The sequence below is a fragment of the Alteromonas sp. 76-1 genome, from assembly GCF_900654235.1.
Taxonomy (GTDB): Bacteria; Pseudomonadota; Gammaproteobacteria; order Enterobacterales; family Alteromonadaceae; genus Alteromonas; species Alteromonas naphthalenivorans.
The window spans coordinates 1,957,133-1,982,629 of sequence record NZ_LR136958.1 but is presented as its reverse complement, the minus strand read 5'-3'; the positions used below and the strand labels follow the sequence as shown (position 1 = coordinate 1,982,629).

General features: G+C 43.0%; 23 protein-coding genes. 14 read left to right on the top strand and 9 right to left on the bottom strand.

Annotated features, from left to right (window positions below; translation table 11 throughout):
- Positions 1–123 precede the first annotated feature (123 nt).
- The 6 genes from mnmA to ALT761_RS08320 all read left to right on the top strand — a co-directional run bounded on the left by mnmA (position 124) and on the right by ALT761_RS08320 (position 6,377).
- Positions 124–1,251: a tRNA 2-thiouridine(34) synthase MnmA gene (gene mnmA / locus ALT761_RS08345; RefSeq protein WP_126872213.1), complete on the top strand. Its 1,128-nt coding sequence runs from the start codon at positions 124–126 to the stop codon at positions 1,249–1,251.
- Entirely contained in the window at positions 1,251–1,877 is a 627-nt protein-coding gene (hflD, locus tag ALT761_RS08340; RefSeq protein ID WP_013784398.1) for a high frequency lysogenization protein HflD, read from the top strand. The genes mnmA and hflD overlap by 1 nt, the downstream gene beginning before the upstream one ends.
- 14 nt (positions 1,878–1,891) lie before the next feature.
- Entirely contained in the window at positions 1,892–3,259 is a 1,368-nt protein-coding gene (gene purB / locus ALT761_RS08335) for an adenylosuccinate lyase (RefSeq protein WP_129737948.1), read from the top strand.
- 68 nt (positions 3,260–3,327) lie between these two features.
- Positions 3,328–4,674 carry an adenylate/guanylate cyclase domain-containing protein gene (locus ALT761_RS08330; RefSeq protein WP_129737946.1) on the top strand — a complete coding sequence of 449 codons (1,347 nt, stop codon included), beginning with the start codon at positions 3,328–3,330 and terminating at the stop codon, positions 4,672–4,674.
- A gap of 59 nt (positions 4,675–4,733) precedes the next feature.
- Entirely contained in the window at positions 4,734–5,900 is a 1,167-nt protein-coding gene (locus ALT761_RS08325) for a JmjC domain-containing protein (protein WP_129737944.1), read from the top strand.
- Positions 5,901–5,909: 9 nt separating this feature from the next.
- The gene (locus tag ALT761_RS08320; protein WP_129737942.1) at positions 5,910–6,377 is read left to right on the top strand and encodes a GNAT family N-acetyltransferase; all 468 of its coding nucleotides are present in this window, start codon (positions 5,910–5,912) and stop codon (positions 6,375–6,377) included.
- Positions 6,378–6,412: 35 nt separating this feature from the next.
- On the opposite strand, the gene ALT761_RS08315 is transcribed toward ALT761_RS08320, so the two are convergent.
- A complete protein-coding gene (locus ALT761_RS08315) occupies positions 6,413–6,835 on the bottom strand; it encodes a DUF4826 family protein (RefSeq protein WP_129737940.1) in 423 nt (140 codons plus the stop codon).
- Between the two features lie 61 nt (positions 6,836–6,896).
- Positions 6,897–10,001 carry a D-2-hydroxyglutarate dehydrogenase YdiJ gene (ydiJ, locus tag ALT761_RS08310; RefSeq protein ID WP_129737938.1) on the bottom strand — a complete coding sequence of 1,035 codons (3,105 nt, stop codon included), beginning with the start codon at positions 9,999–10,001 and terminating at the stop codon, positions 6,897–6,899.
- Between the two features lie 253 nt (positions 10,002–10,254).
- Between ydiJ and ppnP the strand changes: the two genes are divergently transcribed.
- The 4 genes from ppnP (at position 10,255) to ALT761_RS08290 (ending at position 14,604) form a co-directional block, all read left to right on the top strand.
- Positions 10,255–10,539 carry a pyrimidine/purine nucleoside phosphorylase gene (ppnP, locus tag ALT761_RS08305; RefSeq protein WP_126872209.1) on the top strand — a complete coding sequence of 95 codons (285 nt, stop codon included), beginning with the start codon at positions 10,255–10,257 and terminating at the stop codon, positions 10,537–10,539.
- 735 nt (positions 10,540–11,274) lie between these two features.
- Positions 11,275–11,541: a hypothetical protein gene (locus ALT761_RS08300; protein WP_129737936.1), complete on the top strand. Its 267-nt coding sequence runs from the start codon at positions 11,275–11,277 to the stop codon at positions 11,539–11,541.
- 411 nt (positions 11,542–11,952) lie between these two features.
- A complete protein-coding gene (locus ALT761_RS08295; protein WP_172602864.1) occupies positions 11,953–12,615 on the top strand; it encodes an HAD-IB family phosphatase in 663 nt (220 codons plus the stop codon).
- A 450-nt stretch (positions 12,616–13,065) separates the two neighbouring features.
- A complete protein-coding gene (locus ALT761_RS08290; RefSeq protein ID WP_129737933.1) occupies positions 13,066–14,604 on the top strand; it encodes a glucan biosynthesis protein in 1,539 nt (512 codons plus the stop codon).
- 136 nt (positions 14,605–14,740) lie between these two features.
- Here the strand turns inward: ALT761_RS08290 and ALT761_RS08285 are convergent, their stop codons facing one another.
- Genes ALT761_RS08285 through ALT761_RS08275 form a run of 3 tightly spaced genes read right to left on the bottom strand, consistent with a single transcriptional unit; the run spans position 14,741 to position 16,986 of the window.
- A complete protein-coding gene (locus ALT761_RS08285) occupies positions 14,741–16,012 on the bottom strand; it encodes a metallophosphoesterase (protein ID WP_197724990.1) in 1,272 nt (423 codons plus the stop codon).
- Positions 16,005–16,583 (bottom strand): HAAS signaling domain-containing protein, encoded by a 579-nt coding sequence (locus ALT761_RS08280; RefSeq protein WP_129737931.1) that lies wholly within the window; start codon positions 16,581–16,583, stop codon positions 16,005–16,007. Before ALT761_RS08280 ends, ALT761_RS08285 begins: the two co-directional genes overlap by 8 nt.
- Before the next feature lie 4 nt (positions 16,584–16,587).
- Positions 16,588–16,986 (bottom strand): PadR family transcriptional regulator, encoded by a 399-nt coding sequence (locus ALT761_RS08275; protein ID WP_129737929.1) that lies wholly within the window; start codon positions 16,984–16,986, stop codon positions 16,588–16,590.
- A gap of 216 nt (positions 16,987–17,202) precedes the next feature.
- Here ALT761_RS08275 and ALT761_RS08270 point away from each other — a divergent pair, with 216 nt between their 5' ends.
- The 4 genes from ALT761_RS08270 to ALT761_RS08255 all read left to right on the top strand — a co-directional run bounded on the left by ALT761_RS08270 (position 17,203) and on the right by ALT761_RS08255 (position 19,826).
- Positions 17,203–17,532 (top strand): hypothetical protein, encoded by a 330-nt coding sequence (locus ALT761_RS08270; RefSeq protein WP_129737927.1) that lies wholly within the window; start codon positions 17,203–17,205, stop codon positions 17,530–17,532.
- Between the two features lie 85 nt (positions 17,533–17,617).
- Positions 17,618–18,151, top strand: coding sequence for a hypothetical protein (locus ALT761_RS08265; protein ID WP_129737925.1), 534 nt, complete (start codon positions 17,618–17,620; stop codon positions 18,149–18,151).
- A 100-nt stretch (positions 18,152–18,251) separates the two neighbouring features.
- Positions 18,252–19,112, top strand: a complete 861-nt coding sequence (locus ALT761_RS08260) for a PhzF family phenazine biosynthesis protein (RefSeq protein ID WP_129737923.1) — start codon at positions 18,252–18,254, stop codon at positions 19,110–19,112.
- A gap of 102 nt (positions 19,113–19,214) precedes the next feature.
- The gene (locus ALT761_RS08255; protein WP_129737921.1) at positions 19,215–19,826 is read left to right on the top strand and encodes a DUF998 domain-containing protein; all 612 of its coding nucleotides are present in this window, start codon (positions 19,215–19,217) and stop codon (positions 19,824–19,826) included.
- A 499-nt stretch (positions 19,827–20,325) separates the two neighbouring features.
- On the opposite strand, the gene ALT761_RS08245 is transcribed toward ALT761_RS08255, so the two are convergent.
- The 4 genes from ALT761_RS08245 to ALT761_RS08230 all read right to left on the bottom strand — a co-directional run bounded on the left by ALT761_RS08245 (position 20,326) and on the right by ALT761_RS08230 (position 25,380).
- Complete coding sequence (locus ALT761_RS08245) at positions 20,326–22,662, bottom strand: polysaccharide lyase 6 family protein (RefSeq protein ID WP_232043564.1); 2,337 nt, start codon at positions 22,660–22,662, stop codon at positions 20,326–20,328.
- 112 nt (positions 22,663–22,774) lie between these two features.
- A complete protein-coding gene (locus ALT761_RS08240) occupies positions 22,775–23,266 on the bottom strand; it encodes a gluconokinase (RefSeq protein ID WP_129737917.1) in 492 nt (163 codons plus the stop codon).
- A 12-nt stretch (positions 23,267–23,278) separates the two neighbouring features.
- Entirely contained in the window at positions 23,279–24,523 is a 1,245-nt protein-coding gene (locus ALT761_RS08235) for an Nramp family divalent metal transporter (RefSeq protein WP_013784425.1), read from the bottom strand.
- Between the two features lie 89 nt (positions 24,524–24,612).
- Positions 24,613–25,380 (bottom strand): SDR family NAD(P)-dependent oxidoreductase, encoded by a 768-nt coding sequence (locus ALT761_RS08230; RefSeq protein ID WP_129737915.1) that lies wholly within the window; start codon positions 25,378–25,380, stop codon positions 24,613–24,615.
- Positions 25,381–25,497 lie beyond the last annotated feature (117 nt).

Here is a 25,497-nt window from a genome sequence, read left to right as displayed (position 1 = left end):
GACCAATTTACGCATCGCGACGCTAAAATTTGTCGCGAAAGCAAAACGATTGAACACAATCGCTTTATTATGTGAATTGGTGGGCTTTATCTGGTAAAATCCGCCACCCTGAAATCAACCTAAATGAGTGTTATCTACGTTGTGACTGATATTGAATCAAACGCGAGCAAAAAAGTAATCGTCGGAATGTCCGGCGGCGTCGACTCTTCCGTTTCTGCCTACTTGTTGTTACAGCAAGGCTATCAGGTGGAAGGCCTGTTCATGAAGAACTGGGAAGAAGATGATAATGATGAATATTGCTTAGCCGCCGAAGATTTAAAAGATGCACAAGCCGTCGCTGACAAACTAGGTATTGAGCTTCACACCATCAATTTTGCCGCGGAATACTGGGATAACGTATTTGAGTATTTCCTAGAAGAATATAAAGCAGGCAGAACCCCCAACCCCGATATCATGTGTAACAAGGAAATTAAGTTTAAAGCTTTCCTTGAATTTGCTGCTGAAGATTTAGGTGCAGACTATATTGCTACCGGTCATTACGTGCGTCGCCGTCATCAAGACGGCAAGTGGCAGCTATTGCGCGGGTTGGATGAAAACAAAGATCAAAGTTACTTCCTCTACACGCTAGGTGAAGAACACGTAGCGAAAACCTTGTTCCCTGTGGGCGATATTGAAAAGCCATTGGTACGTAAAATTGCAGAAGAACAAGGGCTAATCACCCACGATAAAAAAGATTCTACTGGTATCTGTTTTATTGGTGAGCGTAAATTCAAAGACTTTTTAGGCCGCTACTTACCCGCCCAACCCGGTATTATTGAAACCGCGGAAGGGGAAGAAATTGGTAAACATGAAGGCTTGATGTATCACACCCTAGGTCAACGTAAAGGGCTGCACATTGGTGGCCACGCGAAATACGGTGAAGAACCTTGGTATGTGGTAGATAAAGACGTAGCACGCAACGTATTAATTGTAGGCCAAGGTGCCGACCACCCTCGCCTATACTCTAAAGGCTTGGTGGCAAAACAACTGCATTGGGTAGACCGTACTACTATTACAGAACCTATGCGAGCAGTGGTAAAAACTCGTTATCGTCAAACTGATATCCCCTGCGCAATCGCGCCAATCAATGATGATATGATTGAAGTTATTTTTGATGAGCCGCAAAAAGCGGTTACACCTGGTCAATCTGCCGTTTTCTACCTAGATGAAGTGTGTTTAGGCGGCGGAATTATTGAGAGCTATATTCGTTAATGTTAGATACCGACGTAGAAAATAATTTAGCTTTGGCTGGCGTTTGTCAATCGGCGGCGCTTGTGCAAAGCCTTGCAAGAAAAGGCACCGCAAACGACGAAGCGGTGGAAGCGAGTCTTTCCAGTATATTGGTTACCGATCCTGAAAACCCACAGCAAGTGTTCGGCAAGTTAAGTAACCTTGAAGTAGGATATAAAACCTTATTCGCACAGTTATCAGATAAACAACAGAGCAAAGACACCGAGCTGACCCGTTATATTGCCAGCATTCTTGGTCTTGAAAGAAAACTTGCACGTAAACCTGCCGCCATGAAAGAGCTGGCAGAGCGTATTTCTCACGTGCAGCGCCAGTTGGCACATGTAGACTTTCAAAACCCGCAAATTGTGTCGTCTTTGGCCAGTATATACAGCGATATTATTAGTCCATTAGCACCGCGTATTCAAATTGCGGGTAATCCGGATCATCTTGGCCAACCGGCTACGCAACACAAAGTTCGCGCTATATTACTTGCAGGCGTGCGCGCCGCGGTAATGTGGCGTCAAATGGGTGGTAAACGTCGGAACATTTTGTTTCGCAGAAAACAAATTTTAAATAGCGCTGTAAAGGCGCTCAGGCTGATAAACTAGTTAAGGAGCTGAAGGTGGAACTGAGTCAGTTAACTGCAATTTCCCCTGTCGATGGTCGATATGCTGGAAAAAGCGTAGAATTACGTAGTATTTTTTCCGAATACGGCTTACTGAAATACCGTGTTGAAGTGGAAGTACGTTGGCTGCAAATGCTATCGGCGAACACTAAAATTGAAGAAGTTCCTGCGTTTTCTGATACCTCAAACGCATTATTAGATTCTATTGTGGCTAACTTTAGTGTTGATGATGCTATGCGCATTAAAGATATTGAGCGCACCACCAACCACGATGTTAAAGCGGTTGAATACTTTCTAAAAGAGCAAGTGGCGAGTAACAGCGAATTATCTGCTGTGAACGAGTTTATTCACTTTGCATGTACGTCTGAAGATATTAACAACCTTTCTCACGGCCTTATGCTTACCGAAGCCCGTGATACCGTGTTGCTACCTTACTGCGACAAACTTATCGATGCCTTAATAGCACTTGCCAAGGAATACCAACATATTCCAATGATGGCACGTACTCACGGCCAACCCGCCTCTCCTTCTACCATGGGTAAGGAAATGGCTAACGTAGCAATGCGTTTGAAGCGTCAACGTGCACAAATTGCTAAGGTTGAAATTTTAGGCAAAATTAATGGCGCCGTAGGTAACTACAATGCCCATTTATCTGCTTACGCTGATGTAGATTGGCACAGCGAGTCTGAAAAGTTTGTCACATCGCTAGGCTTATCGTGGAACCCATATACCACGCAAATTGAACCGCATGATTATATTGCCGAGTTGTTTGATGCAGTAGCCCGCTTTAATACCATTCTTATCGATTTCGATCGTGATGTGTGGGGTTATATTGCTTTAGGTCATTTTAAGCAAAAAACCATTGCCGGTGAAATTGGCTCTTCAACCATGCCACATAAAGTTAACCCTATCGATTTTGAAAACTCGGAAGGTAACTTAGGCCTAGCTAACGCTATCTTTAATCACTTAGCCGCGAAGCTTCCTATTTCTCGCTGGCAGCGTGACTTAACCGACTCTACTGTACTTCGTAACTTAGGTGTGGGTGTAGGTTATGCGGTTATTGCTTATCAAGCTACCCTTAAAGGTATTAGCAAGTTAGAAGTTAACGAGCAAAGCTTGTTGAATGAACTTGATAACAACTGGGAATTACTAGCAGAGCCAATTCAAACGGTAATGCGTCGTTACGGTATTGAAAAGCCTTACGAGAAATTGAAAGAGTTGACCCGTGGTAAAAAGGTTAACGCTGAAATTGTGGCTGAGTTTATCGATAACTTAGACATGCCAGAAGCAGCAAAAGCTGACCTTAAAGCATTAACACCAGCAAGCTACATTGGTGATGCAATCAGGCTAGTAGATCAGTTATAAAGGCATCGCCTTTTCCATACACTTAAAAACGCGGCCAGTCCGCGTTTTTTTATGGTTGGGATTTAGGCATGCTTACACACAAAACATTTCATTCAAAAGCGGCAATACTTCACGCAACTGCACGCTTTTTTGCTCTGTGCTTGTTGTTACAAACACCGCTATTGATGGCGTATGCTCACTACAGCGCACATTATATCGCACTGTGGTGGAATCTAACCTTTCATATTCTTTGTGCATTTACCACGCTATATTTGTGCAACAAAGGCCTGCCGACGCATGCCCGCACATTGCTGTTAACCAGCTATTACAGCTATATTGTGTTAGCGACTTTCCTATGGCGTGGCGACGTGTACATTCAGCACTTTTTATTGATTGGCTGCTTATGCTGTGTGGGGGTGTTTAGCCAGCATGAGCAACGTCCACGACTTTACTGGGGGTTACTGTTTGCCCTAACATTCTGCGTTATCGACGGCCTGTTTAGCGACTCGCTTCAAGGGTGGCAGGGGGCTATTCGACGTAGCAACAGTATTACGTTAACCCTAGCCAGTGTGGGCCTTATACTGACCTTACATGCTCATAGCCGTCGTCACCTGCATCACCTTGCTGTGAACTACCGGCAGACGCGGCAACTGTTAATAAAAGCAACCCCTGCCGCCAAGCTTACAAGCGCTTTTACTCGTCCGTTGAAGCGCGTTTCAAATCCCCCCTTCAATGGGCATTCATGTAGCGCATCAAATGGTTTTTCAACTACGCTGACGCGACAAACCTTTACCTCGGCCAGTGTGTTATTTGCAGATATAAAAGGTTATCAAACGTTGGCCCCCCTGTTTGGAGAACAAAAGGTAATAGAGGCTTTAGATGCCTTTTACAGCCAAATAGATGAGCTTGCCGCTGCGCACAACATGTTCCCAGTAAAAACGAATGGCGATGAATACATGGCGGTTAGCGAACTGTGTATGTTCCCTCCTTCCCCCCCTGTAAATGGCTCGCGAAAAGGCGACCAGAATACGCGAAATAGTACACAGGTAAGCACGCAGAGTCATTCACCCAGTAGCGTGCTAGAAAATACCCATCACATAAACAACTGCGTGCAGTTTGCCCTTGCCGTTACCGCCACCTTTATAGTGTTTGCATCAAAAGAAGGCTGGCCGTGCCAAATTCGTATTGGTGTTGCAGCAGGCCCTGTTACCGCTGGCATGCCACAAAGGCAGCACGGCATTTTCGACGTGTGGGGTAATACGGTTAATTTGGCGTCTATGCTAGAACAACATTGCACCGGGAATTCCGTTACCGTTTGCGCTAGCACATTTCCCCATTTAGCCACTGAAACCCAAGCGAAGTTCTACCCAGTTTTAATTGATAGCAAAATAGGTGAATTGGCCGCCTTCGAGCACCGGTTTAACGATACACACTAAGCTAGTAACCCTTTATAGAATAAACGATAATACCCCCATAGATGCGTGGAGATTACTTAATGAAAGAATTCGATATAGAACATTTTCTATCTCATTATTGGCAACAAAAGCCCGTCGTATTACGTGGCTTTTTTCAAGATTTTGAAGATCCTATCGATGAACACGACTTGGCAGGCTTAGCCCAAGAAGAAGAAATAGATAGCCGACTGCTAAGCTTTGAAAGTACCAGTGACAACGCTACTGATGGCACAGGCGAATGGAAAGTGCATCAAGGGCCTATTCACGATTTTGAAGCCGTGTGCGAAGGGGCATGGACCCTACTCGTGCAAAGTGTAGACAGGTATGTACACGACGTAGCCGATATTCTTGAACCCTTCCGCTTTCTTCCAAACTGGCGCTTAGACGATCTAATGGTAAGTTTTGCCACTAAAAATGCGGGGGTTGGCGCACATATCGACCAATATGATGTGTTCTTAGTACAAGGAAAAGGACAGCGCCGTTGGCGTGTAGGTAAGCCAGGAGAATACAACGAAGTATTCCCTCACCCTAAACTTCGTCAAATTGAGGGTTTCGAGCCTATTATTGATGAAGTACTGCACCCTGGTGATGTGCTTTATATTCCGCCGGGTTGGCCACACGACGGTAAGGCGCTGGAAGACTGCTTAACCTACTCGGTAGGCTTTCGTGCCCCTGAAACTGCCCAACTTGCTGATAGCCTGTCGTTAATGTTAGAAACCAGCGACATTAACGTGCGATTTACCGATGCGGGTAGAGAGTTGTCAATGCCTTCGGCAGTGGTTGAAACCAGCGATATCGCCGCGTTGAAAAAACAGCTCATCACAGCCATTAATTCAGATGACTTTACCCATGCGTTGCTTGAATCGTTAAGCGAACAAGGGCTCCCTGAATATCCACCCGAGCATTTATATACAGATAGCCAAATAGCCGCAGGCTTTGAAGAAGGTGTGGAGTTTGCGCCTGCACCGGGTGTACGTGCGCTCATTGCAACTGGTGCTGAAAATACATCGCTTTCTCGTTCTGGCAGCTACTTTTACGTTAATGGCGAACGTTTTAGTTTTAGCAAAGAAGATGAACAATGGGTTCAGCTTTTAGTGAACAACGATGTTCTTTTTGCGAATATTCTGCCAGATCCCCCCTCTTTTGCGTTTTTAGCAACATTAACTACACTTATAAACAAAGGTTACTGGGAATGGATAGAAGCATAAAGCACCGATATGGCTTATACGATAGAGAACGTCGATTGGGCAAGGGATAAGCATCGACTTAAAGCAATTAGGGAAGATGTATTCGTTTTGGAATGGCGAGTACCCCAAGACAGTGAGTTTGATGAGCGCGATGCCAGCGCTTTTCATGTACTGCTTTTGGAGGAAGGTGAGGAAGCCAGCTTGCCCATTGCAACCGGGCGGTTAACCCAGTGTGGGGAAATTGGCAGAATTGCGGTGAAACGCGGCTACCGAAACATGTCTATTTACCGCGCGCTGTTTGCTGCGTTAATAGAGGTTGCCAACCGCCATCAAGTTACTATCTTAAAAGTGTCCTGCAGCCTTGATAGCGTGTCATACCATCAAGGCTTAGGCTTTAAGCCCGAAGGGCAAGTGTTTATGGACGGTGGCGTACCGCGCCAACGCATGCAATGCCCTGCAGAACGTTTTCCATTCCCCGATGTTTCACAAATGCATTAACTACTACATTAGCCATTGCATCAATAAAGGTTAGCTTAAACGCCTTGCCATAGCTCATCTTGGTTTTGTATGGCGTACAGACCTTCAGCTCTACTTTCTAATAATTCCGCATATTCCAACGATGATGCATCAGCACTTTCGGAAGCGCGTAAATTCGCCGCCTTCAATTGCCACTGCATCGCGAAATGCTTAATAGCACCACGGGCGCTAGTAGCCATAGAATCAGCAATAAAATCTGTAGGTAAGTCGCCACTCATTACCCAATACATCGCATTGTTGGTGTCTTTTATCTTCCACACTGCCAAGTAAGGCACCAAATAGCGGCTTTCATTTGTTACGACTGACTCAAAAAGCACACCATTTTCGGCGAGGTGTTTGTTTGCTTTTTGAAATTGTTCACGCACCCATTCACTGCGCTGCTGGTCGGTCATTTCATTTTGTGGTGTATTGTCTGTCATAGTATTCTCTAATCTATTTTATTTTTTAGTTTTTACGTTGTCGGTCGATGTTCGCAATAAGCTAAAGCTGTGATGTAACGCAGGCCAACAAGCCTTGTAAAGGATGCTTGGGCTTAAACTGCTCTATGCGAGCAACTTGGCTGCGGCATGAATAACCGGTAGCCAGCACCGCATCAGCAGGATAGCGTTTGATTGCTTGCTCCCAACTTAACCCATAAATGGCTAACGACTTTTCTTTTTGATCGGCTTCATGGCCATATGTTCCCGCCATGCCGCAACAGCCTACCGCCAAAATATCAACTGGCTGATTAACTTTAGCAAACAAACCTTGCCATTGCTTTTCAGATGCGGGCAACGCCGTTTTTTCTGTGCAGTGACTTAGCAGTGCAAATGGCTGAGCTGAGGTCTGCGCTGAATTCTGACCCGAAGTCTGAGCCGAAGGCTCTGACACACCTGCCTTTTGGCTTGCCGCCTGCCATACATCACTAGGTACCGTTTCAAGCCATTCATGCACTGCCAACACATGAAAATCACCACGGGTTTTACCCAAGGTTTTGGTGTACTCGTCACGATAAACTAACACCAAAGACGCATCTACACCCACCATAGGAATGTTTAGCTGCGCCACTTCATTTAAAAAGCCTGCGGTATTTTTTGCGGTTTTCGCGAATTTAGCTAAAAAGCCTTTTACATGTTCTGGTTTGCCATTCGGTTTAAACGGTAACATTACCGGTGTAAAACCAAGGGCATTCACTAAGGTAACAAAATCTTCAACCACACTCGCATCGTAGTAGCTGGTGAAAGGGTCTTGCACTATCAACACCGTCTTTTGCTTTTCTTCAGCACTTAGCTTAGATAACGCGTCGTGGTTATAAGTAGCCACTTTCCCTTTTACTCTATTCGCCAACGTAGGCTCAGATAGAATAGGCGTGTCTACATAACCAATGGTTTTCTCAATACCGTTTTGCATCCACTTTCGTTTCAAAAACAAATTAACCACTGGCGAGAACTTAGCCATAATTGGCGCCATGCGTTCAATGTTTCCCACAAGGTGGTCTTTCATTGGGCGCATGTAGCGCTGGTAATAAATAGATAAAAACTTCGACCTAAAATCAGGTACATCTACTTTCACTGGGCATTGGCTTGAACACGACTTACAGGCTAAGCAACCATTCATGGCGTCTAGCACTTCGTGAGAAAAATCGTCTTGTTTGTTTCGGCTATTACTAAAGCGCTGCCACCACGACGTATCGAATTGTTCAGCACTTAGTGTTTTGGTGTCTACTCCATCTTTCGCGAGCAAACGTATCCATTCACGAATAAGGCCCGCACGGCCTTTGGGGCTATGGCGTCTATCGCGAGTTACTTTACTCGATGGGCACATAGGTGACGTAGTGTCGTAGTTAAAGCACAAGCCATTACCATTACATTCCATGGCAGGCGCAAAAGCTTCTTTAAACGTGAGTGGAATAGTTCTATCGAATGTCGCGCGTTTCGTATCGCTAACCTTTACCAAGCTTTCAGTACTATCTAAAGGCGTACACACCTTGCCTGGGTTCATTTTATTAAGCGGGTCGAATGCGCTTTTTATTTTACGCAATTCGGTAAATAACATGTCACCGAAAAAGGCAGAGCCGTATTCGCTGCGATAACCTTTACCGTGCTCGCCCCACATTAAGCCGCCATATTTAGCCACTAACGCGACTACTTCATCTGATATTTGATGCATCAACTTTTCTTGTTCAACATCGCATAAATCAAGAGCTGGCCTTACGTGTAACACACCTGCGTCAACGTGCCCGAACATACCGTATTTTAAACCGTGGCTGTCTAACAGAGCCCTAAATTCCATGATGAAATCGGCCAAGTTTTCAGGGGGCACTGCAGTATCTTCTGCAAAGGCGATTGGCTTTTGCACCCCTTTGGTTTTACCCAACAGGCCAACTGACTTTTTACGCATGGCGTATATTTTACCAATATCCGCTTTATCAAACGTAACCTGATAACCAATTACCCCACCCTCGCCGGTTTCGGCAGCGGCGGTAAGCCTGTCTTCTAGCTCAGCAATACGGGTGCGAATTTCTTCTTCATCGTTGCTGTTGTACTCCACCATATTTAAGCCCAACATTTCCTTGTGTGGAACGTCGGTAATTAAATTGGCAATGGAGTGCCAGATAATATCGGTTTTAGCTAGGTTTAATACTTTTGAGTCTACCGTTTCAACAGACGTGGCATTTGCTTTTACCATTTCAGGGGCATGGCGAAGCGCCGATTCAAAGGTATCGTACTTAATATTAACTAAGGCTTTATGTTTCGCGATAGGCGTAAGAGAAAGCTTAGCTTCGGCCACCATAGCTAACGAGCCTTCAGCGCCGGTTATCAGGCGGCTCACATCGATAAGCTGCTCGGTTTCGTTATAGGCGTGCTCTAAATCGTACCCGGTTAAAAAGCGGTTTAAACGCGGGAATTTTTCAATAATGGCATCGCGCTTATCTACACAGGTAGCTAGCACTTGGCGTAAAATCCCCGCGTAAGTGCTGTTTTCTGCGTTTGTATCAGCTATTTCTTTTGCCTCTTGCACACTAATTGGCGTGGTGTTTAATACTTCACCGTTAGCCAGCACCGAAGTTAAGCCCAATACATGGTCGCTGGTTTTACCGTAAACCAACGAGCCCTGCCCCGACGCATCGGTACTAATCATCCCACCTACTGTTGCGCGGTTACTGGTAGAAAGATCCGGGGAAAAGAAAAACCCATGGGGGCGAAGGGCGTCATTCAGTGCATCTTTTACTACGCCTGACTGTACTTTAACCCATTGCTCTTCAACGTTGATTTCCAGAATTTGATTCATGTAACGCGACATATCAACCACAATGCCGTCGGTTAAACTTTGGCCATTAGTGCCTGTGCCGCCGCCACGCGCCGAGAATTTCACTAGCGGGTGGTCATTAACCAGCTTGCCTAATACTTGCAAATCGGCAACGCTTTTAGGAAATACCACAGCTTGAGGGAGTTTTTGGTATACCGAATTATCGGTGGCCACAGCAAGACGGCTGGCATAGCTGTACTCAACATCGCCGGTAAAAGCGGTACTAGCAAGCTGTTCTAGATATGTCTGATAATGTGTTAAAAGACTCTGCTGGGGCACCACACGTGGCAAACTCATTGTGCTCAATTGCTGTAAAACCTCTGGAAATGCGATTGTGAGCTAGTATAACCACAGCGCTTGAGAGTCTCTAGCCAATTACACATATTTCATGTGGTTTTAATGACTAATTTTGCACTTTATATAACCGGATGCGTTTTTAATGCCGGCTTATTTTGCGAATGAGAATATCTTAGAAAATCACAGGTTAGCCATTCAGCTTTAATTATTGCACAATGCTCGCTCTTCTATTTTCAATAAAAGGAAAGCGCATATGTCTTTTACGGTAAACAGTTATTTTGATGACAAGGTTCGTTCAATTGCATTTGAGTCAGCAAATGGCCCCTGTACTTCAGGCGTAATGGCGCCAGGTGAGTACACCTTCAACACCAGTCAGCACGAAGTAATGAAAGTAATGGAAGGTGAAATGACCGTTAAACTTCCAGGTTCAAGCGACTGGCAGTCGTTCAAAACGGGCACAGAGTTTACTATTGATGCAAACCTTTCTTTCGATGTAAAAATTGAAACACCTACTGCTTATCTTTGTTTTTATAGCTAGCTGAAGTTTATAGCTAAGGCTTACCTTACGCTGCACTTGCTATCAATGCAGGTGACAGCGTTGGGTAAATTTGATGCAGGTAAGTTCATTGTAACTATATTTTTTGCTGCTTTATTTATTTGCTAATAGCGATTCCCTATCCCTTTTGGAGCGCTTCAATCATTCGTGAAGAATAAACAATCGTTCTAGGCACTCTGCGTTAAACAAATATTTTTAGCGTACCTTTCGCCATAAATGCCACTTTTCATTTGTTTTACCTAAGCGCTTTTATTTATAGAGCTTAATTTATAGTACTTTTATTAGTACTTTTATGGTCTTCTCGCTAAATTAAACTTTCTACACCATAATACAAAGTAAATGAGTCAGATACTCCTTCAGCCTCGAACATACCGTTTTTGTACTTTTAATTCGTGAGTAAAAAACGCCATCCGGCTTTATTGTTTTGAGGGGTTAGCAGGTAATCTGGGAATATAGATAAAATCAAAAAAACCATAATAGTGTGTTTAAACAGACCGATTTGGGGTCTAGTAAATTGTTATGTGGCAAGGAGTACATGTTGATATCTGAAGCGGTAGGGAAAATTATAGGTTTAGTATTAGCACATAGTGTTTTGATTGGCAGTGATTTACAAGAAGGTGAGCTATTAGTTCCTTAAGTTATTTACTATCAAGGTGAAAACCGAGAAATTAAAACCTTTGAAGCTGTCATATAGCAAGCAAATCAACAGGAGATATCATGGAAGAAATTAGCATTTATCAAGTAACTATAATTCTAGTTATCGTTACAGCTCTGTTTGTTCAGCAGGTGCTATTGAAAGCAAATAAGTTTAAGAAAGTTCGCTATACAAGGAACCAACGTTTGGGCTTTGCTATCGCTTCGGCATCCCCTATATTAGCTTTTAGCTACATATCAAACAATCCAGTACTCATCTCTTTCGCAGTAGCCATGGGTTCGTTGGTATATTTTAAAGAAAACTGGTACGCGTTGAAGAAAAAGAATTAGATAGAGGTGATGTTAGAAATGTCCGCTAGCAGATGCATCAAACTTCTCTTCGCTAGTATGGGCAATTACTCGCTGGCCTTCGGCCAAAACGCGTCGTATTTTCCGTTTCGCTTGAGCGTTATAAGTAAATAGTTTTGACTCCCATTGAAATTGCAATTGAGTTTCAAAAACGAAGGAAAAAATGGATCTTAGTATCTGTTGTCTGTGGCTGTGTGTTTGTCCCTTTATTGTTTACCTTTTCTAGTCTTGAAGAAATAAGACTTAGTATCGGAATAATCGCATTAGTTTTGAGTTTAATGGTATGGAGCATGTTCACATTCACAAATTATACTTGTCCAAACTGTGGAATATCGTTATTTGTGGAATAGCTACCAAGACTCATGTAGTCAAATTGAGGAAATATTTAGCACCGTGAATTTAATATTGTTTGATTTTGACAAAACAATAATAAACAAAGATACCGGCGCCGAGTATATGAAGTTCATGGTGCAACGCAATCCTATTCGGTTTGTATTATGCTTCTTCGCGCTACCTTTCACCCTGCCCTTTTTGATACTGAATAAAACAAAGTTTATTGGTTTCTCTGTGCTTCTGTGGCTAGTGACGTGTGGAATGTCTCCTAAAAAGGTAGCTAAATTACGCAAGCGCTTTATTAACAGGTATTTGGAAAATAACGCTACCGTCATATATAAAAACGCGATTGAAAAGTTAATTTCACATACCCAAAATAATGACACAGTAGTAATTGTCAGTGGTGCATCAGAGTGGATGGTTAAGCGTATTATTGCAAAGCTCTGTATTCCAAAGCTGGAGTTCGCTTGTTCTGAAGAAACTCGGCTCGCTGGAGGTATGGTCAGCAAGTTTCACTGTTATTCAACTAATAAAGTTGAACGCATCAAAATGCGCTATAACCTTGAAGAATACGAAACAATTATAGGTTACTCCGACAGTTCAATTGATATCCCCCTTTTACGCCTTTGCAATCAACAAATCATAGTTAATCCAAAGCCGAACTGCAGTACGAAACTAACTAAATCTTTTGAGAAATCGATGCAAATAGTGAAGTGGGTATAACAACGCAAATAGCGAAAATAAAGTCCGAATACCAGCTTTGCAGCATTTCACCACAGTTATCTATTAGGTAAGTGGTACTGAAGCGCTGCCAGACGAGTCAGAGTTACAACCTCATAAGGTAACAGTATATTTTCGAAAGAAAATGTATCCTGCCCCCCTTAATTTAAGATCCTAAATTATGAAGCTGAAGTAGTTATTCAGTCAGCTTAGTCATCAATAAAATAGAAACCATTGCTTTTGCACCAGCGCCTAAAAACCTGAGATTTGTGGAACATGTGCATGATGAACGGGTTTCACTCAACTCAATCAAGCAATTACTGGACAGGGCAAAAGGTGATTATAAGAACTCCTTCTTATTATCGTTGTCTGTTTCGGACTGGCTGAATAATTTACCACTGGAATTCGAACAGCAAATTCATTTTACTAGACTCAATAGATTGGAAGATTTTTATGAAGTTGATGTTATTCATCGCAATTATTTTTTCTGCCTCCATGTCGGTACATGCGGCACAAGCATCAGACAAGACAAAATTTACCTTCGAAGACTTAAAAAACCTTGCTAAAACATCAGCTGGTAAACCCTATACTCCTCCCGACGTTCCGGTGCCCGAATTAATTGATAAAATCACTTACGATCAACACTGGAAAATACGCTTTAAAGAAGACGAAACCTTATATCCGAGTGGTGAAATAGCACCGGTACAATTATTCTACCCTGGACGATATTTTCCCGAGCCAGTCAAAATTTTCATCAGAGACAGTAATAATCTTGTCCAAGAGGTTCCCTTCAGTAACGCACTTTTTGATATGCCCGCTGATAGCCCTGCTCACGCACTCCCCGAAGGCTTCGGGTATGCAGGCTTTAGAGTTATGCGGCCAGGTATGAAGCCAGACTGGGTATCTTTTCTGGGTGCTTCTTATTTTCGTACCGACGGGCCGCAAGGGCAATATGGGTTATCAGCGCGAGGTATTGCGATAAATACTGGAATGAGCGAACCGGAAGAATTTCCACGATTTTCAGCATTTTGGGTTGGTCCGGCAGAAAACAACAGCGAAGATCTGTCTGTTTGGGCATTGCTTGAAGGGCCTTCTATCACGGGCGCCTATCGATTCGGCCTAACCAAAGACAATAAAAACGCCGAAGGTCATGTTACGTCTGTTACCGCGAATTTGTATATGCGGGAAGATGTGGAACGTTTAGGCATAGCGCCGTTAACCAGTATGTTTTGGTATTCAGAAAGAGACAAAACTGTTGCTAAAGACTGGCGCCCTGAAATTCATGATAGTGACGGCGTTGCTATTCACACTGGCTCAGGTCAACATATTTGGCGCCCTCTCAATAATCCTAAGTTGGTGTCGACCAATAGCTTTTTTGATAAAAACCCCAAAGGCTTTGGATTAATTCAAAGAGATCGTGATTTCAACAACTACCAAGACGATGGGGTGTTCTACAACAAACGTTCATCAGCTTGGGTCAAGCCTCGTGGAAAATGGGGCAAAGGTGCTGTTCAGTTAATTGAGATCCCAACGAAAGACGAAACATTTGACAATATCGTTGCCTATTGGGTGCCCGAGAAACCCGCTCAAAAAGGCGATGAGTTTACCTTTTCTTATGATATCGAATGGCGCGAGCTCGATCCAATATCCAAAGAATTAGCCCGGGTGACGAATACTCGACAGGGTTTGGGCGGAATCCCGGGGCAGCCTATTCCCGAAGGTGTGAACAAAATGGTTATCGACTTTGAAGGCGCAGTATTCGAAGGATTGGACAGAAACAGCGGCGTTAAGCCTATTGTTGAAGCAAGCAATGGCGAAATAATTGAACCTATCGGCGTTTATCCGGTAGTAGGCACAAACCAATGGCGCCTAACTTTCGATTACAAACAAATTAACGAAAACCCCGTGACGATAAGGGCATATTTAGTAAATAAAGACGATAAAGCCATCAGCGAAACATGGGTAAGTGACGCAACGGTAACGATAAAATAGGCATATAAAATAGGGGCAGACTACTTTTGGAATTTAAAATGTACTCTGCCGCCTTTATTTTACGAGCGTAGCTGTGATGACCTGTTTGGCTCATTATCAACTTAACACTCATTCCCAAGAACTAATACCCACATACTTATAAAACTATTCTTTCGCCGGTTTCAGTAAGCCGATAAAAGTTTTCCCTTTCAATCAATAACGCCTCAGAATATTTTGTCGGAAAACTTCCTCGATAGTCATTAGGGTGCTTTACGTCTATCGCGAAAACGCGGCCATCAAATTGCTTATTTACCTTAAACTGCAGGGTGTGGCCCACCGTTATTGAGCAAGCATCAAATTTATCTAATGTTTGCTGTATAGCTGTATTACTAGCATCACCTTTGAAATACCCTCGATACCACGCCAGCCCAGTCTCAGTGGAAATAAGCGATTCTGTAACCTTGTCAGCCACGCCGGGGAAATACATTTGTCGGTAATAAGCTTTAGCCTTGTTGTTTATCTGTTGCAAACTTAAATCAAGGTTCGCGATATCTTCATGAATACCGCCATGTACAAACAAATGGCCATTAATTTTTTCAATGGTATTTTTACTGGCAAGCCAGCGCCCTATATATGAATTGTGGCTGAATAAGTCTGCTTGGCTTTTGCCAATTAAGCCCGCAATGGGAATATACTTATTGGCCGCCGATTTAAAATTGCCTTGAAGGTTTTTAAGCTCGTGATTGCCAATAATATAATGCACCATCCCACCCGCTTTTTGGGCTTCTTGCTCTAGCTTATAAATGAACCAGAGTAATTGAGTAGTAGAGAATCCTCTGTCTACCATGTCGCCCACTAGCACTAGATGACCTTCACCAAATTGCCATTCTAGGTTTTCATTTATAACGTTATGGGTAATAAGGAAATCACGAAAGGTTTTGTAATTCCCCTCTAAGTCAGACATTGCCAAAATAGGCGCAGTGCTTTCATACACCGACGGCGTTTTGGTGTTCAATGTGTCTAATGGCTTTAAATTGAAGGTAAACGTGGCATCTTCTAAAGCAAAATATACCTCAAGGGGCACTGCTGTTTGATCTGTTAAAGGCACGTAGCGTTTTTCAATGAAGAAGTTTTCTTCTCGGCTTCCGCGGATGTAATTAATTTCAACGCCAGTACTTACAATATTAGCACCAACAATATCAGCACCTACATTATCAGAGCCTGTAACATCAGAGCCTATCTGTGTCTCATCGTTAAAAAATACAAAGGGCCCTTCCCCGCCTACTTTATAAGCCAATGGGGCGTCTCCGATATCAATAGAGCCATGCTGGCTTATTAAGACACCCACACCAACAATAGCCAACATAAAAGAAACAAGTAGAAAATGCCCGACTGATTTGGCTAAACGTTTCGCTGTACGCTTAAGCATATTGATAGCCCACAGCAAACCGTTTAAGCAAAGCCAGAATACGATAGGTTAATAGGCTAATCGCGTAGGCACTTACCAAGGCAACTGGCGTTATCCATAATCCTGTAATAGTAGCGTCGCTATTTGCCAATATAGGGTTACTTAAAAAGCCAATAGCAACTGAATTTCCCTCAGCTTCTACCCAAAAGGCAATACCGTTGGGCAACAATAAGTTCGCAAATGCTAATACAACTAGCGCTAAACCCGTACCATAACCAAAAGCCAACATGCCCCAGTACAAGGTTTTAGACAGTCCTTTAGTGACCGACGTTAAAGGCCGAAACCCTTTAGGTGGGGGTGTACCTTGTTGAATATGACTCACGTAATTTTCGGCAAGTACTCTTGGCGCACCAAGCCCAGCCAAGATGCTTTCAATATTGGCTTCTTTTCCTGCCATTTCCTGCTGATCGATAACATCATAAATATGAGATTCAATTTCTTGAATGACTTCTGCTGCATCTTCAGAACTTAACGAGGCCAAGTAACGACTAAAGCTTTTTAGGTAGTTGCTAATTTGTTCCCTTCCACTCATTTCATTATCCTTTTCCAGTTTCTGTCACATTGTCTGCGCCGTTACCTTCGCTGATAGCTGAATCTGCTAGCAGCGATTCCATATCGACTACCGAACGCTTCCACCGTGCGCGCAGAATATGTAACCGTTCAAGGCCACTTTCGGTAAGCGAGTAATATTTTCGTGGGCGTACTTCACCCTCGTGATGCCATTTCGCATTCAATACCCCTTCGCGCTTCAGCCTATCGAGCAATGGGTAAAGCGTGCCTTCACTAATCACCATGGTTTCAAAACTATGCAGGTAATTAAGTATCGCCAGCCCGTATTTTTCTTCGCCCGCGACTGCGGCAAGTATGGCCAACTCTAAGGTGCCTTTGCGAAGTTGCGCATCCCACTTCGCGCTTTGATTTGAAGCTTCTGTCATGACCTTCCAGCTAGGTTAAACTTATTACTATGTAATACATAGTATAATTTATAACATAGTAATTAAGCAAAATACACTTTTCTTTTTTGGCAGAGCGTTTTGGTGGTTTTGATCAATTATCGAAGTACGCTAATCTACTTTGTTTTTTAGTTTGTTATTTTATTTGGGGGAATTAGGGGGTAATCTGGATTTATTCACTAAAGGAAAATGCGCCACATGGAATATCTCTATTTAGTAGCATTGCTTATATTTCTGTTTACTTTTTTTATGTTCCGCTCACCACGCCTAAATAATCCGGAGCATGTATTGCAAGACATTGGTGATGAAGTGTTAATTCTTCATACTCCCTTGGCAAGACTGTGGCCGTCTCAGGGTAAGCGAATTAATAAACAAAACGCAGCGCGTATTCAACAAGTCGACAACATTATTACGGTATTTAATCATAGTTCAAATGCCATCGATATCACCCTATCACAAAGACATACTGCTCTTGTGTTTGACCGTGCTTGCCTGTTATTTCCAAATGCTCAGAGAGACGCTATTTAGTGGTTATTAAAATACTACTGCGCAGACCTTAGGTTATTGTTAACTTATGAAAACATCGAAAATCAGAAAGGAACGCGAGTAATACATGAAGTTAATAAAGGGACTATTGTCGCTTCTAGTTGTTGTGATAATCGCAGTAGTCGTTTTTCACAAACAAATAATTTCGGTGGTGTTAATTCCTCAGTACATAGATTGGGCATATGAGACCGACTATAAAGGTGTGGATGAAGGTGTTCCGCTAAACAGAAAGGAATTACAACTTGCTGCTGACATCGGCATAACATATCCAGAAAAAGTCAGGTTGGTGTATGTAGACGAAGTGCCGTTTCCGCATGAAAACTTCGCACTAAAAACCCTTGGCGAGGCACTGGGGTTTATCGGAGAAGGTATAATCAATAACGCTCAGGTTTTTGGTTATTCTATTTATATCCGAAATGGTTATGAGTTAACTAGACCAAAGCTAGCCCATGAATTAGTGCATGTGCGGCAGATAGAAAATGCCAGCTTAGATAAAATTATCACGCAGCATTTTTCTGATTTAGCAGCGTACGGCTATGATAACGCGCCGTTAGAAGTAGAAGCTTTTGAAGCGAATAAAAAATACAGTGCAGACTGGTAGTTAAAACATACCCCATTATTAGTTGATCTGCCCAACCTCAAATATAGAGGTAGTAAGACGTTTGTCCATTCAACCCTTATTGTTTGCTAAAGGAGCTCTCATGAAAGTCTCTGTTGAAATAGTAAATGCATTTATTGACGGTGACATAGGTGGAAACCCAGCCGGTGTGGTTTTAGATGCGAACGCCTTAACTCCGCAGCAGAAACTGCAAGTGGCGCAAAAAGTGGGGCTTTCAGAAACAGCCTTTGTTTCTCGCTCAGACGTTGCCACTATAAAACTGGAGTTTTTCACCCCAGTACAACAAATTGCGCATTGCGGCCATGCCACCATAGCAACGTTTAGCAGAATGAGTGAGCTTGGTTTGGTTCAAAATGGTCGAATGTCGAAAGAGACGGTAGATGGAACCAGAGATATAATTATTGATGGTTCAATGGCATTTATGGAGCAGTCACCGCCAACCTACACCGATGTAGTAGATACCGAAGAAGTACGAGCAGCGCTTAATCTTTCAAGCAACGTACCGCTTGATTCAATATCAATTGTGAATACGGGGAACGCCTTTTTACTTGTACCTCTTCACAATGCATCTTCAGTAGCAGAAATTAAGCCCAATCAAGATCTCATCAAGAAAATAAGCGCACAATATGACCTAATAGGTTTTTACGTTTTTTCTAGTGAAACCACTGTGCCCGGGCGTCACGCGGGCGCTAGAATGTTTGCCCCACGCTATGGCATTGACGAAGAGGCTGCTACCGGTATGGCTGCTGGCCCTTTAGCCTGCTACCTTCATGACCGCAAGGGTATAGATGAAACGACTTTGTTTATTGAGCAAGGCCATTTGATGCATCCCCCTTCAGGTAGCGTGATAAGTGTTGATTTACAATTAGTTGATGGTTGTATTACTCGTTTGATGGCTGGCGGCGTTGGCCGCTCAATCCAACAGATTGAAATAGACATTTAAACTCATAAGCCACATAACAAGTGTAAGCACTTTACATTGCTCAAAATTATTATATAGCAAGGTGATACGTTTCAAAGAACAAGTTTCAAGGAAGAGTTAAGCATGCTCGATTTATTGTCGTATACTGGGATAGTCGCATCAATATGGATTGTTGTGGGCATTTACATCGCGTCGTTATATTACCCGAACTATAGTCACGCCAAACAATTCTGTAGTGAACTTGGCGCTTTTGGAAGCCCAACCCAAAAACTATCCCCCGCTATTAACAACTACCCATTAGGCTTTTTATTTATTCTATTTGGTTACTATTTAATAGTGGCTTACTCGACACTCAATCCCTCCTCAATTACCCCCACTACAATAATAGGTGCAATGGTGATTGTTCATGGTCTATGCACATGGGTCTGCGGCTACTTCCCAATGGATGCCGACCCTTACACCTCTAAACCAACAAAAAGTTGTAAAATTCATACGTGGTCAGGGCTAGTTATGCTGCTGTCATTTATTATCGCGCCCGCTGTCGTGATATTTTCCAGCGTCTACCCAATAGCACTGCGCTTATTTTCGTTTAATTGCATTCTGGGCTGTTTCTTTTTTTCTTATAAATTATCAGGTGCACTGAAAGCTAAAACTCACCCTGGACTATATCAACGTTTAAGTTATGGCTTTCAAATACTTTGGCTATTTGTCTATTCGCTCTACTCAATAGGATAAAAACTAGCATCTAGCCGACAATCTTCAGAAAAAATATCGAGAAGACATTACCCTGGCGTCACGCTAACCAATACTCAAACCGTTAGCTCTTATTACTCGTCAGCGTTTTTTCTTTCAACGTGTCATCCATTAAATTTTTAGCTGCTATACAGCTCGCTAACGTACTTATCACGAAAGTCATCTCCCTCGCATTTTCTATTCCCGCAACCAAGTACCAAACACAAAACATAATGGCGCTTAAAACAAAATGCGTTACAACAAATTTTACATATAGCTTTTTCATAGAATTATCAATGAAGGGCTACGGGCAAAGGACTTGGGATTAGTGAGTTAGCGTCAAAACCATTTTGAGCGATAGAATTTACTTTTTATACTGAACTGAGTATCGGTTTTAAGCTACCCAACCAAGTTCGCTCCATAAAAAAACTCGGCATTAAATGCCGAGTTTATATGATTTACGTAAGCGCTTATTCAGCGTTTTACATAACCGAGAACGAATTTAATACGTCACATTTTTCACTTCAAAACTATCGCTGTTCGATTGTATCTTAGGCGTATCTTTCATAGTGACGTTTTCAATTACAGTGATCGGTTCGCCATTAGTTAGATAAAGCGATATGGGGGCGCTGTTTACCCATTTTGAATCACTGATGTGTAGGTTCTGTACCCCATGGAAATACATGGAAGCACCAGTTCTATGGGTAGAACCTTTGCCTACATTGCTTATCGTATTGTCAGTTATAATAACCGCTGGACCGAAGGTACTTTCATCGAAGCCACCACGGTATATGGTTACCACTTCTTCTTTAATGTCTTTAAACGTGTTGCCCGACAAGGTTAAGTTTTCTACGCTATAAACTCCTAGGTCATCGGTTTCTTTATTTAAAGACAATACCGCACCCGTGATGTTTTCCATGTGTGAGTTTTTAATCTCGATATAGTCGGCAAACGTCCCAGGATGCGCTTTAAAAAAGTAGAAATAACCGTTGATGTCTAGGTTAGTCACCTTCACATTTTCAACCGACAAGGCATAGTTAATGTTCATAGAGTAACGGCTGGTTCTAATGATGCTGTTACCTTTATAATCCGGTGAAGCTGCCCCATCAAACCATAAATTTTCAACATCTAATGCGCCGCCGTTTTCTATTACTATAAAACTTGGCTTTTCAGAGCGTATTACGGGTTTATCACCCTCCTCGGCCATAATAGTCACTGGGTGGTTTACTTGTGCAAATCGGGTTAACAAATAGTCACCGCCATTTTCAAGCACCAATACGTCGCCAGGTTTACTATCAGCAAGGGCGGTGGCAAGCGTGTCCATACCGGGGTTAACGACTAGTTTGTTACCACTTCTAAACGCAACGTGGCTCTCATTTTTAGCGTAGTAACTAGCGCCGGTTTCACTTTTGTTAACCGGTAGTTTTACTTCGCCAAAATTAATCTGCTCAAGCAAACCTTTTTCAGGCACCCACAAACCGTTGCTATTTTTACTTACCTTATAAGGTACCTTTTTAAAGCCTGATGAAATGGGGTTTTTAGCGTCTTCGTTTAACACATTTCCTTTAAAGGAAATGCCAGATACATCACTAAATACGGTAATAGGGTTAAGGTTTTGCTTACCCAAAATAATATTATTTTGCATTTCAGTTGTAGTAGGTGGCGCTGAGCGTTCCTCGTCTGCGCCCGCTCCTAGCTGAATGTAATCACTATCAATAACCACGTTATTGTTCATGGCAGATTCAATAACAGGGTCGTAGCGGTTTGGTGGCGAATTCGGTACGCCATTCATAATCACTAGCGCACCACGGAATCGACGCCCTGTTAAGCCATACATGTAGTTGTTACTTACCGTTTGGTGCTCGTTAATAATGCGGATACCACCCGTATTGGGTTTACGGTTACCCAAGAAGTAGTTGTTTTCCACTGTAGTGTAGTGGCCGTGGCGCATGGTTAAGGTACCTTGCGCTTCAAAAAACACGTTACCTTTAAACGTATTGCCGCTCGACTTATTAGAAATAATTTCGTGCTCGCCGTTCGTTCTATCGAAGTAGTTATATTGCACTAACGTATTCGCATACTCTCTAGAAAAATGACTCGTGCCTATACGCAGGGTTTCACCACCATTAGCACCAAGCACTTGGCGTGGGCCAAAATAGTTGTACTCGATGGTATGGTAATTTTTATGGCTGCCTTCCGAGTTCATACGTACCGCGACGGTTACCCCACGGTTACGTTTGTTAATGAAAGCGTTGTGGTCGATTCGGTTGTGCTTACCATAAATAGCTAGCCATAAGTCAGACAGTTGGCGTTCTGGGTGACTAAAATTATCAATGACCACGTTAGTTAAACGAGAATAACTCGCTAATTCGTCTGGAGAAGTACGAAAAGCAATAACCTCACCCGTAGGGGTATGGCCATCGGTAAACACAAGCCCTTCTATTACAAGGTATTCACCTGAAACACTTAAGTTAGACAGGCCGGTTATTTTCACTTTGCCCGGCTCTTGGGCCTTTAACGTAATGGGTTTATTTTCAGTACCCTTTCCTTTCAATACCAATTCAACATCATGCCATTCACCATTTGCCATAACAATGGTATCGCCTGGTTGTGCCGCCGCCACAGCTTGATTAAATTCACTAAGATCATTAACCATTTGCGCCGAAGCAATATTTTGAAAGCATATAAGCGCGAACAAGATGAAAAGTTTAGGTGCAGCGAAACAGCGCTTTAAACCCACTGCAAGTACTGATGCTCCACTCGCAAATACGGTAAAAGCTTGTTTGCCTAATTTCGGTACTTTCGACGCACTAGCTGGTAGTGATAAAACGTCTTTCATAATCTAACTCCTTCTCGATGACACGCCAAAATGGTTTCTTTAAGTCGGCGGTGTCAATAAATGGGTTGTTCGAGATAATTGTTATGTCAAAGGTATGCTCAACGGCTACGCACTAAGACTGTTGATTAACGTATGTCTCAGCACATTGAATTACCGCTGTGATGGGCTTTTCTACGTCTATTTTTATGCCGTAACCGGGCACTTCGAGGGTATCTAACTGAGTTTTCAGTAACCTGCCGTCAAAGAAGTGATTGACCCTAGCCGAAAGCCTCGCACTTAATAATTCGAAGCTACCTGTAAGCACCACCCACTTGATAGGAAGCGTGTTATTGGCGCTTAATACCTTTCTATAACTCTCTTTTAGTGCAGAACACGCTAGCACTACACCTGTTTGTTGTTCGTAGCGAGCAAGCTCGCTCGCTAAAGTTTGCAACCACGGCCACCTATCTTCATCAGTAAGCGCCGTTCCACTTTGCATTTTTGCTTTATTTACTTCGGGGTGAAAATCGTCGGCGTCTATAAACGGCAACCCTAATTGGTCACTCAAGGATCCCCCCACCGTCGACTTTCCGGTTCCTGACACGCCCATTACTACAATAACCATTGCCACTCCCTTTTATAGCTGCTCAACAATGGCAATCACACCATTGGCAGAAATCACAATGGCGAATAACAGTGCCAGCCCCAACATAAGATTCAAAAATTTGCCTGGCGCATGTTCTTTCATTAGTTCTCGTTTGTTGATAACCACGAGTATGCCAATAATCACCAAAGGCAACACAAACACGTTAAACACTTGAGAAAGAATCTGCCCTTTTATTGGATTGAAACCGAATACTGGAATGATAAGCGCCACTAAACACGCTATACCGGTAATAGTTTTAAATTGAGTAGATTTTGTGTCTAGCTTTCCTGAGCGGTAATCGGCAATTAATAAGGGCGCAATAAGTAAACAGGGAAATACCGACGATAGTCCCGCCGCTAACGTACCGAAGAAAAATACTGTTAATGCAGTTTTACCCGCGATTGGCTCAAGGGCGTTCACCATGTCGAGTACATGGGTAATCTTTTTACCTTCATGGAACAACGCCCCGTGGGCTACTGCCATCACCGACGCACTAATAACAAACACCAAAAACGCCGCCACAAAAGCATCTTTCTTCTGCTGCTTTTGGTTTTCCATTCCCCACCCTTTACCTTGAATAAACAGCGGGCGAGATAAAAATGTAGCGGCAGCCATAGTCGTGCCCACAAACGCGGCCACCATCATTTTTCCACCTTCTACTTCAGGTATTGATGGAACAAAACCCGCCGCCACTTCTGCAGGCATGGGGTGCACCACCAAAAGGGAAAACACAAAAGAAATACCCATGCAGGATACAAACATAACCAGAATTTTTTCAAACAACGAGTACTTACCAATTAGCATGATGGCGTACATAATACTGATGACACTCACCGCAATAGCTAGTACTAACTCGTATTTGTAGTCGTTTAACGATGGAGAATATAGCGCCAGCATTTCAAATATAATGTTCGATGAAATACCTAGAATGCCCATTAAAGAGTTCCACTGACCAAAGGTAACGCCCGCAATAATGAGTATGGCAATAGGCCGACCGAACTTGAGGTGCTTTTTAAAGCTATAAAGCGCTGTTTCGCCCGTCACAATGGCGTAATTACCAAACGCATAAATAAGTGCACCTGAAAACAAGCAACTTAGAAACAACACCCACAGTAAAGACATGCCATAGGTGCTTCCCGCTACTATCATAGACGTAACGCTACCAGTACCTATGGTGTACCCTATTGCAAAGAAGGCAGGCCCAAAGGCCATTATTTTTTTTATTAACGACGACATCTCGTTACCTCTGTCATTTATGGGAACTTAGCCCTTCAACCGCTTATATTTGAACTGAACTGGCTGAAGTACGATGTGTGCTAAAGGCATTACGCCATGTAAACGCCACCGTTAATATCTAATGTAGCGCCTGTGATAAAACCGTTGTATTCCGATGCAAAAAACGCAACCGCCCTAGCTACATCAAGAGGATTTCCCGCCCGTTTAAGCGGAATTTCACTAATGGTTTTGTTCGCCGATTCATCGGTGGTATGGGTAGCGTGGAAACGTGTGCCTAAAATTAAACCTGGCGTTACCGAGTTAACGCGAATACCATCGCCAGCTAATTCAGCTGCCAGCGAACGACTAAACGTAAGCACAGCACCTTTCGACGTGGAATAGGCTAATGAGCCGCCATGCCCGCCTTTTCGGCCTGCAAGCGAAGACAAATTAACAATAGATGCACCTTCTTCGGCTTGTTTTAACATGGGCAAGAGCGCACGGGTAACCATCATCATGGAAGTCACATTTACCGCCATCACTTGCTCCCAAAAGTCATTTTTAATATCGCTCAAGGTGTGTCGCTCAACTAAGTCACCGGTATTGTTTACCAATATATCAAGCGTAGATGTTAGATTAGCAACGTCGTTAGCAAAGGCGATAACACTCTCTTCTTTGGTTAAATCGGCTTGTAGCGGAATGATTTCCCCAACACCAGATTCCACTACTTCTTGCTGAAGCTCTTCAACTGCATGCTTCGAGCTATAGTAATGCACAAAAACGGTAGCGCCGTGTGCCGCAAGTTCAGAAGAAATAGCACCACCAATACCACTGGCTCCGCCTGTTACCAATACTCTTTTTCCTGTTAACGTGTTCACGTCAATACCCTCTATAGAATTGAAAATCTGTTAACAAATTCACAGATAACGCTTTGTGCATTTTCGTAAATACAATGATGTCGTAAATCGAAAACCCGCAATAATCTCTGCGAAACA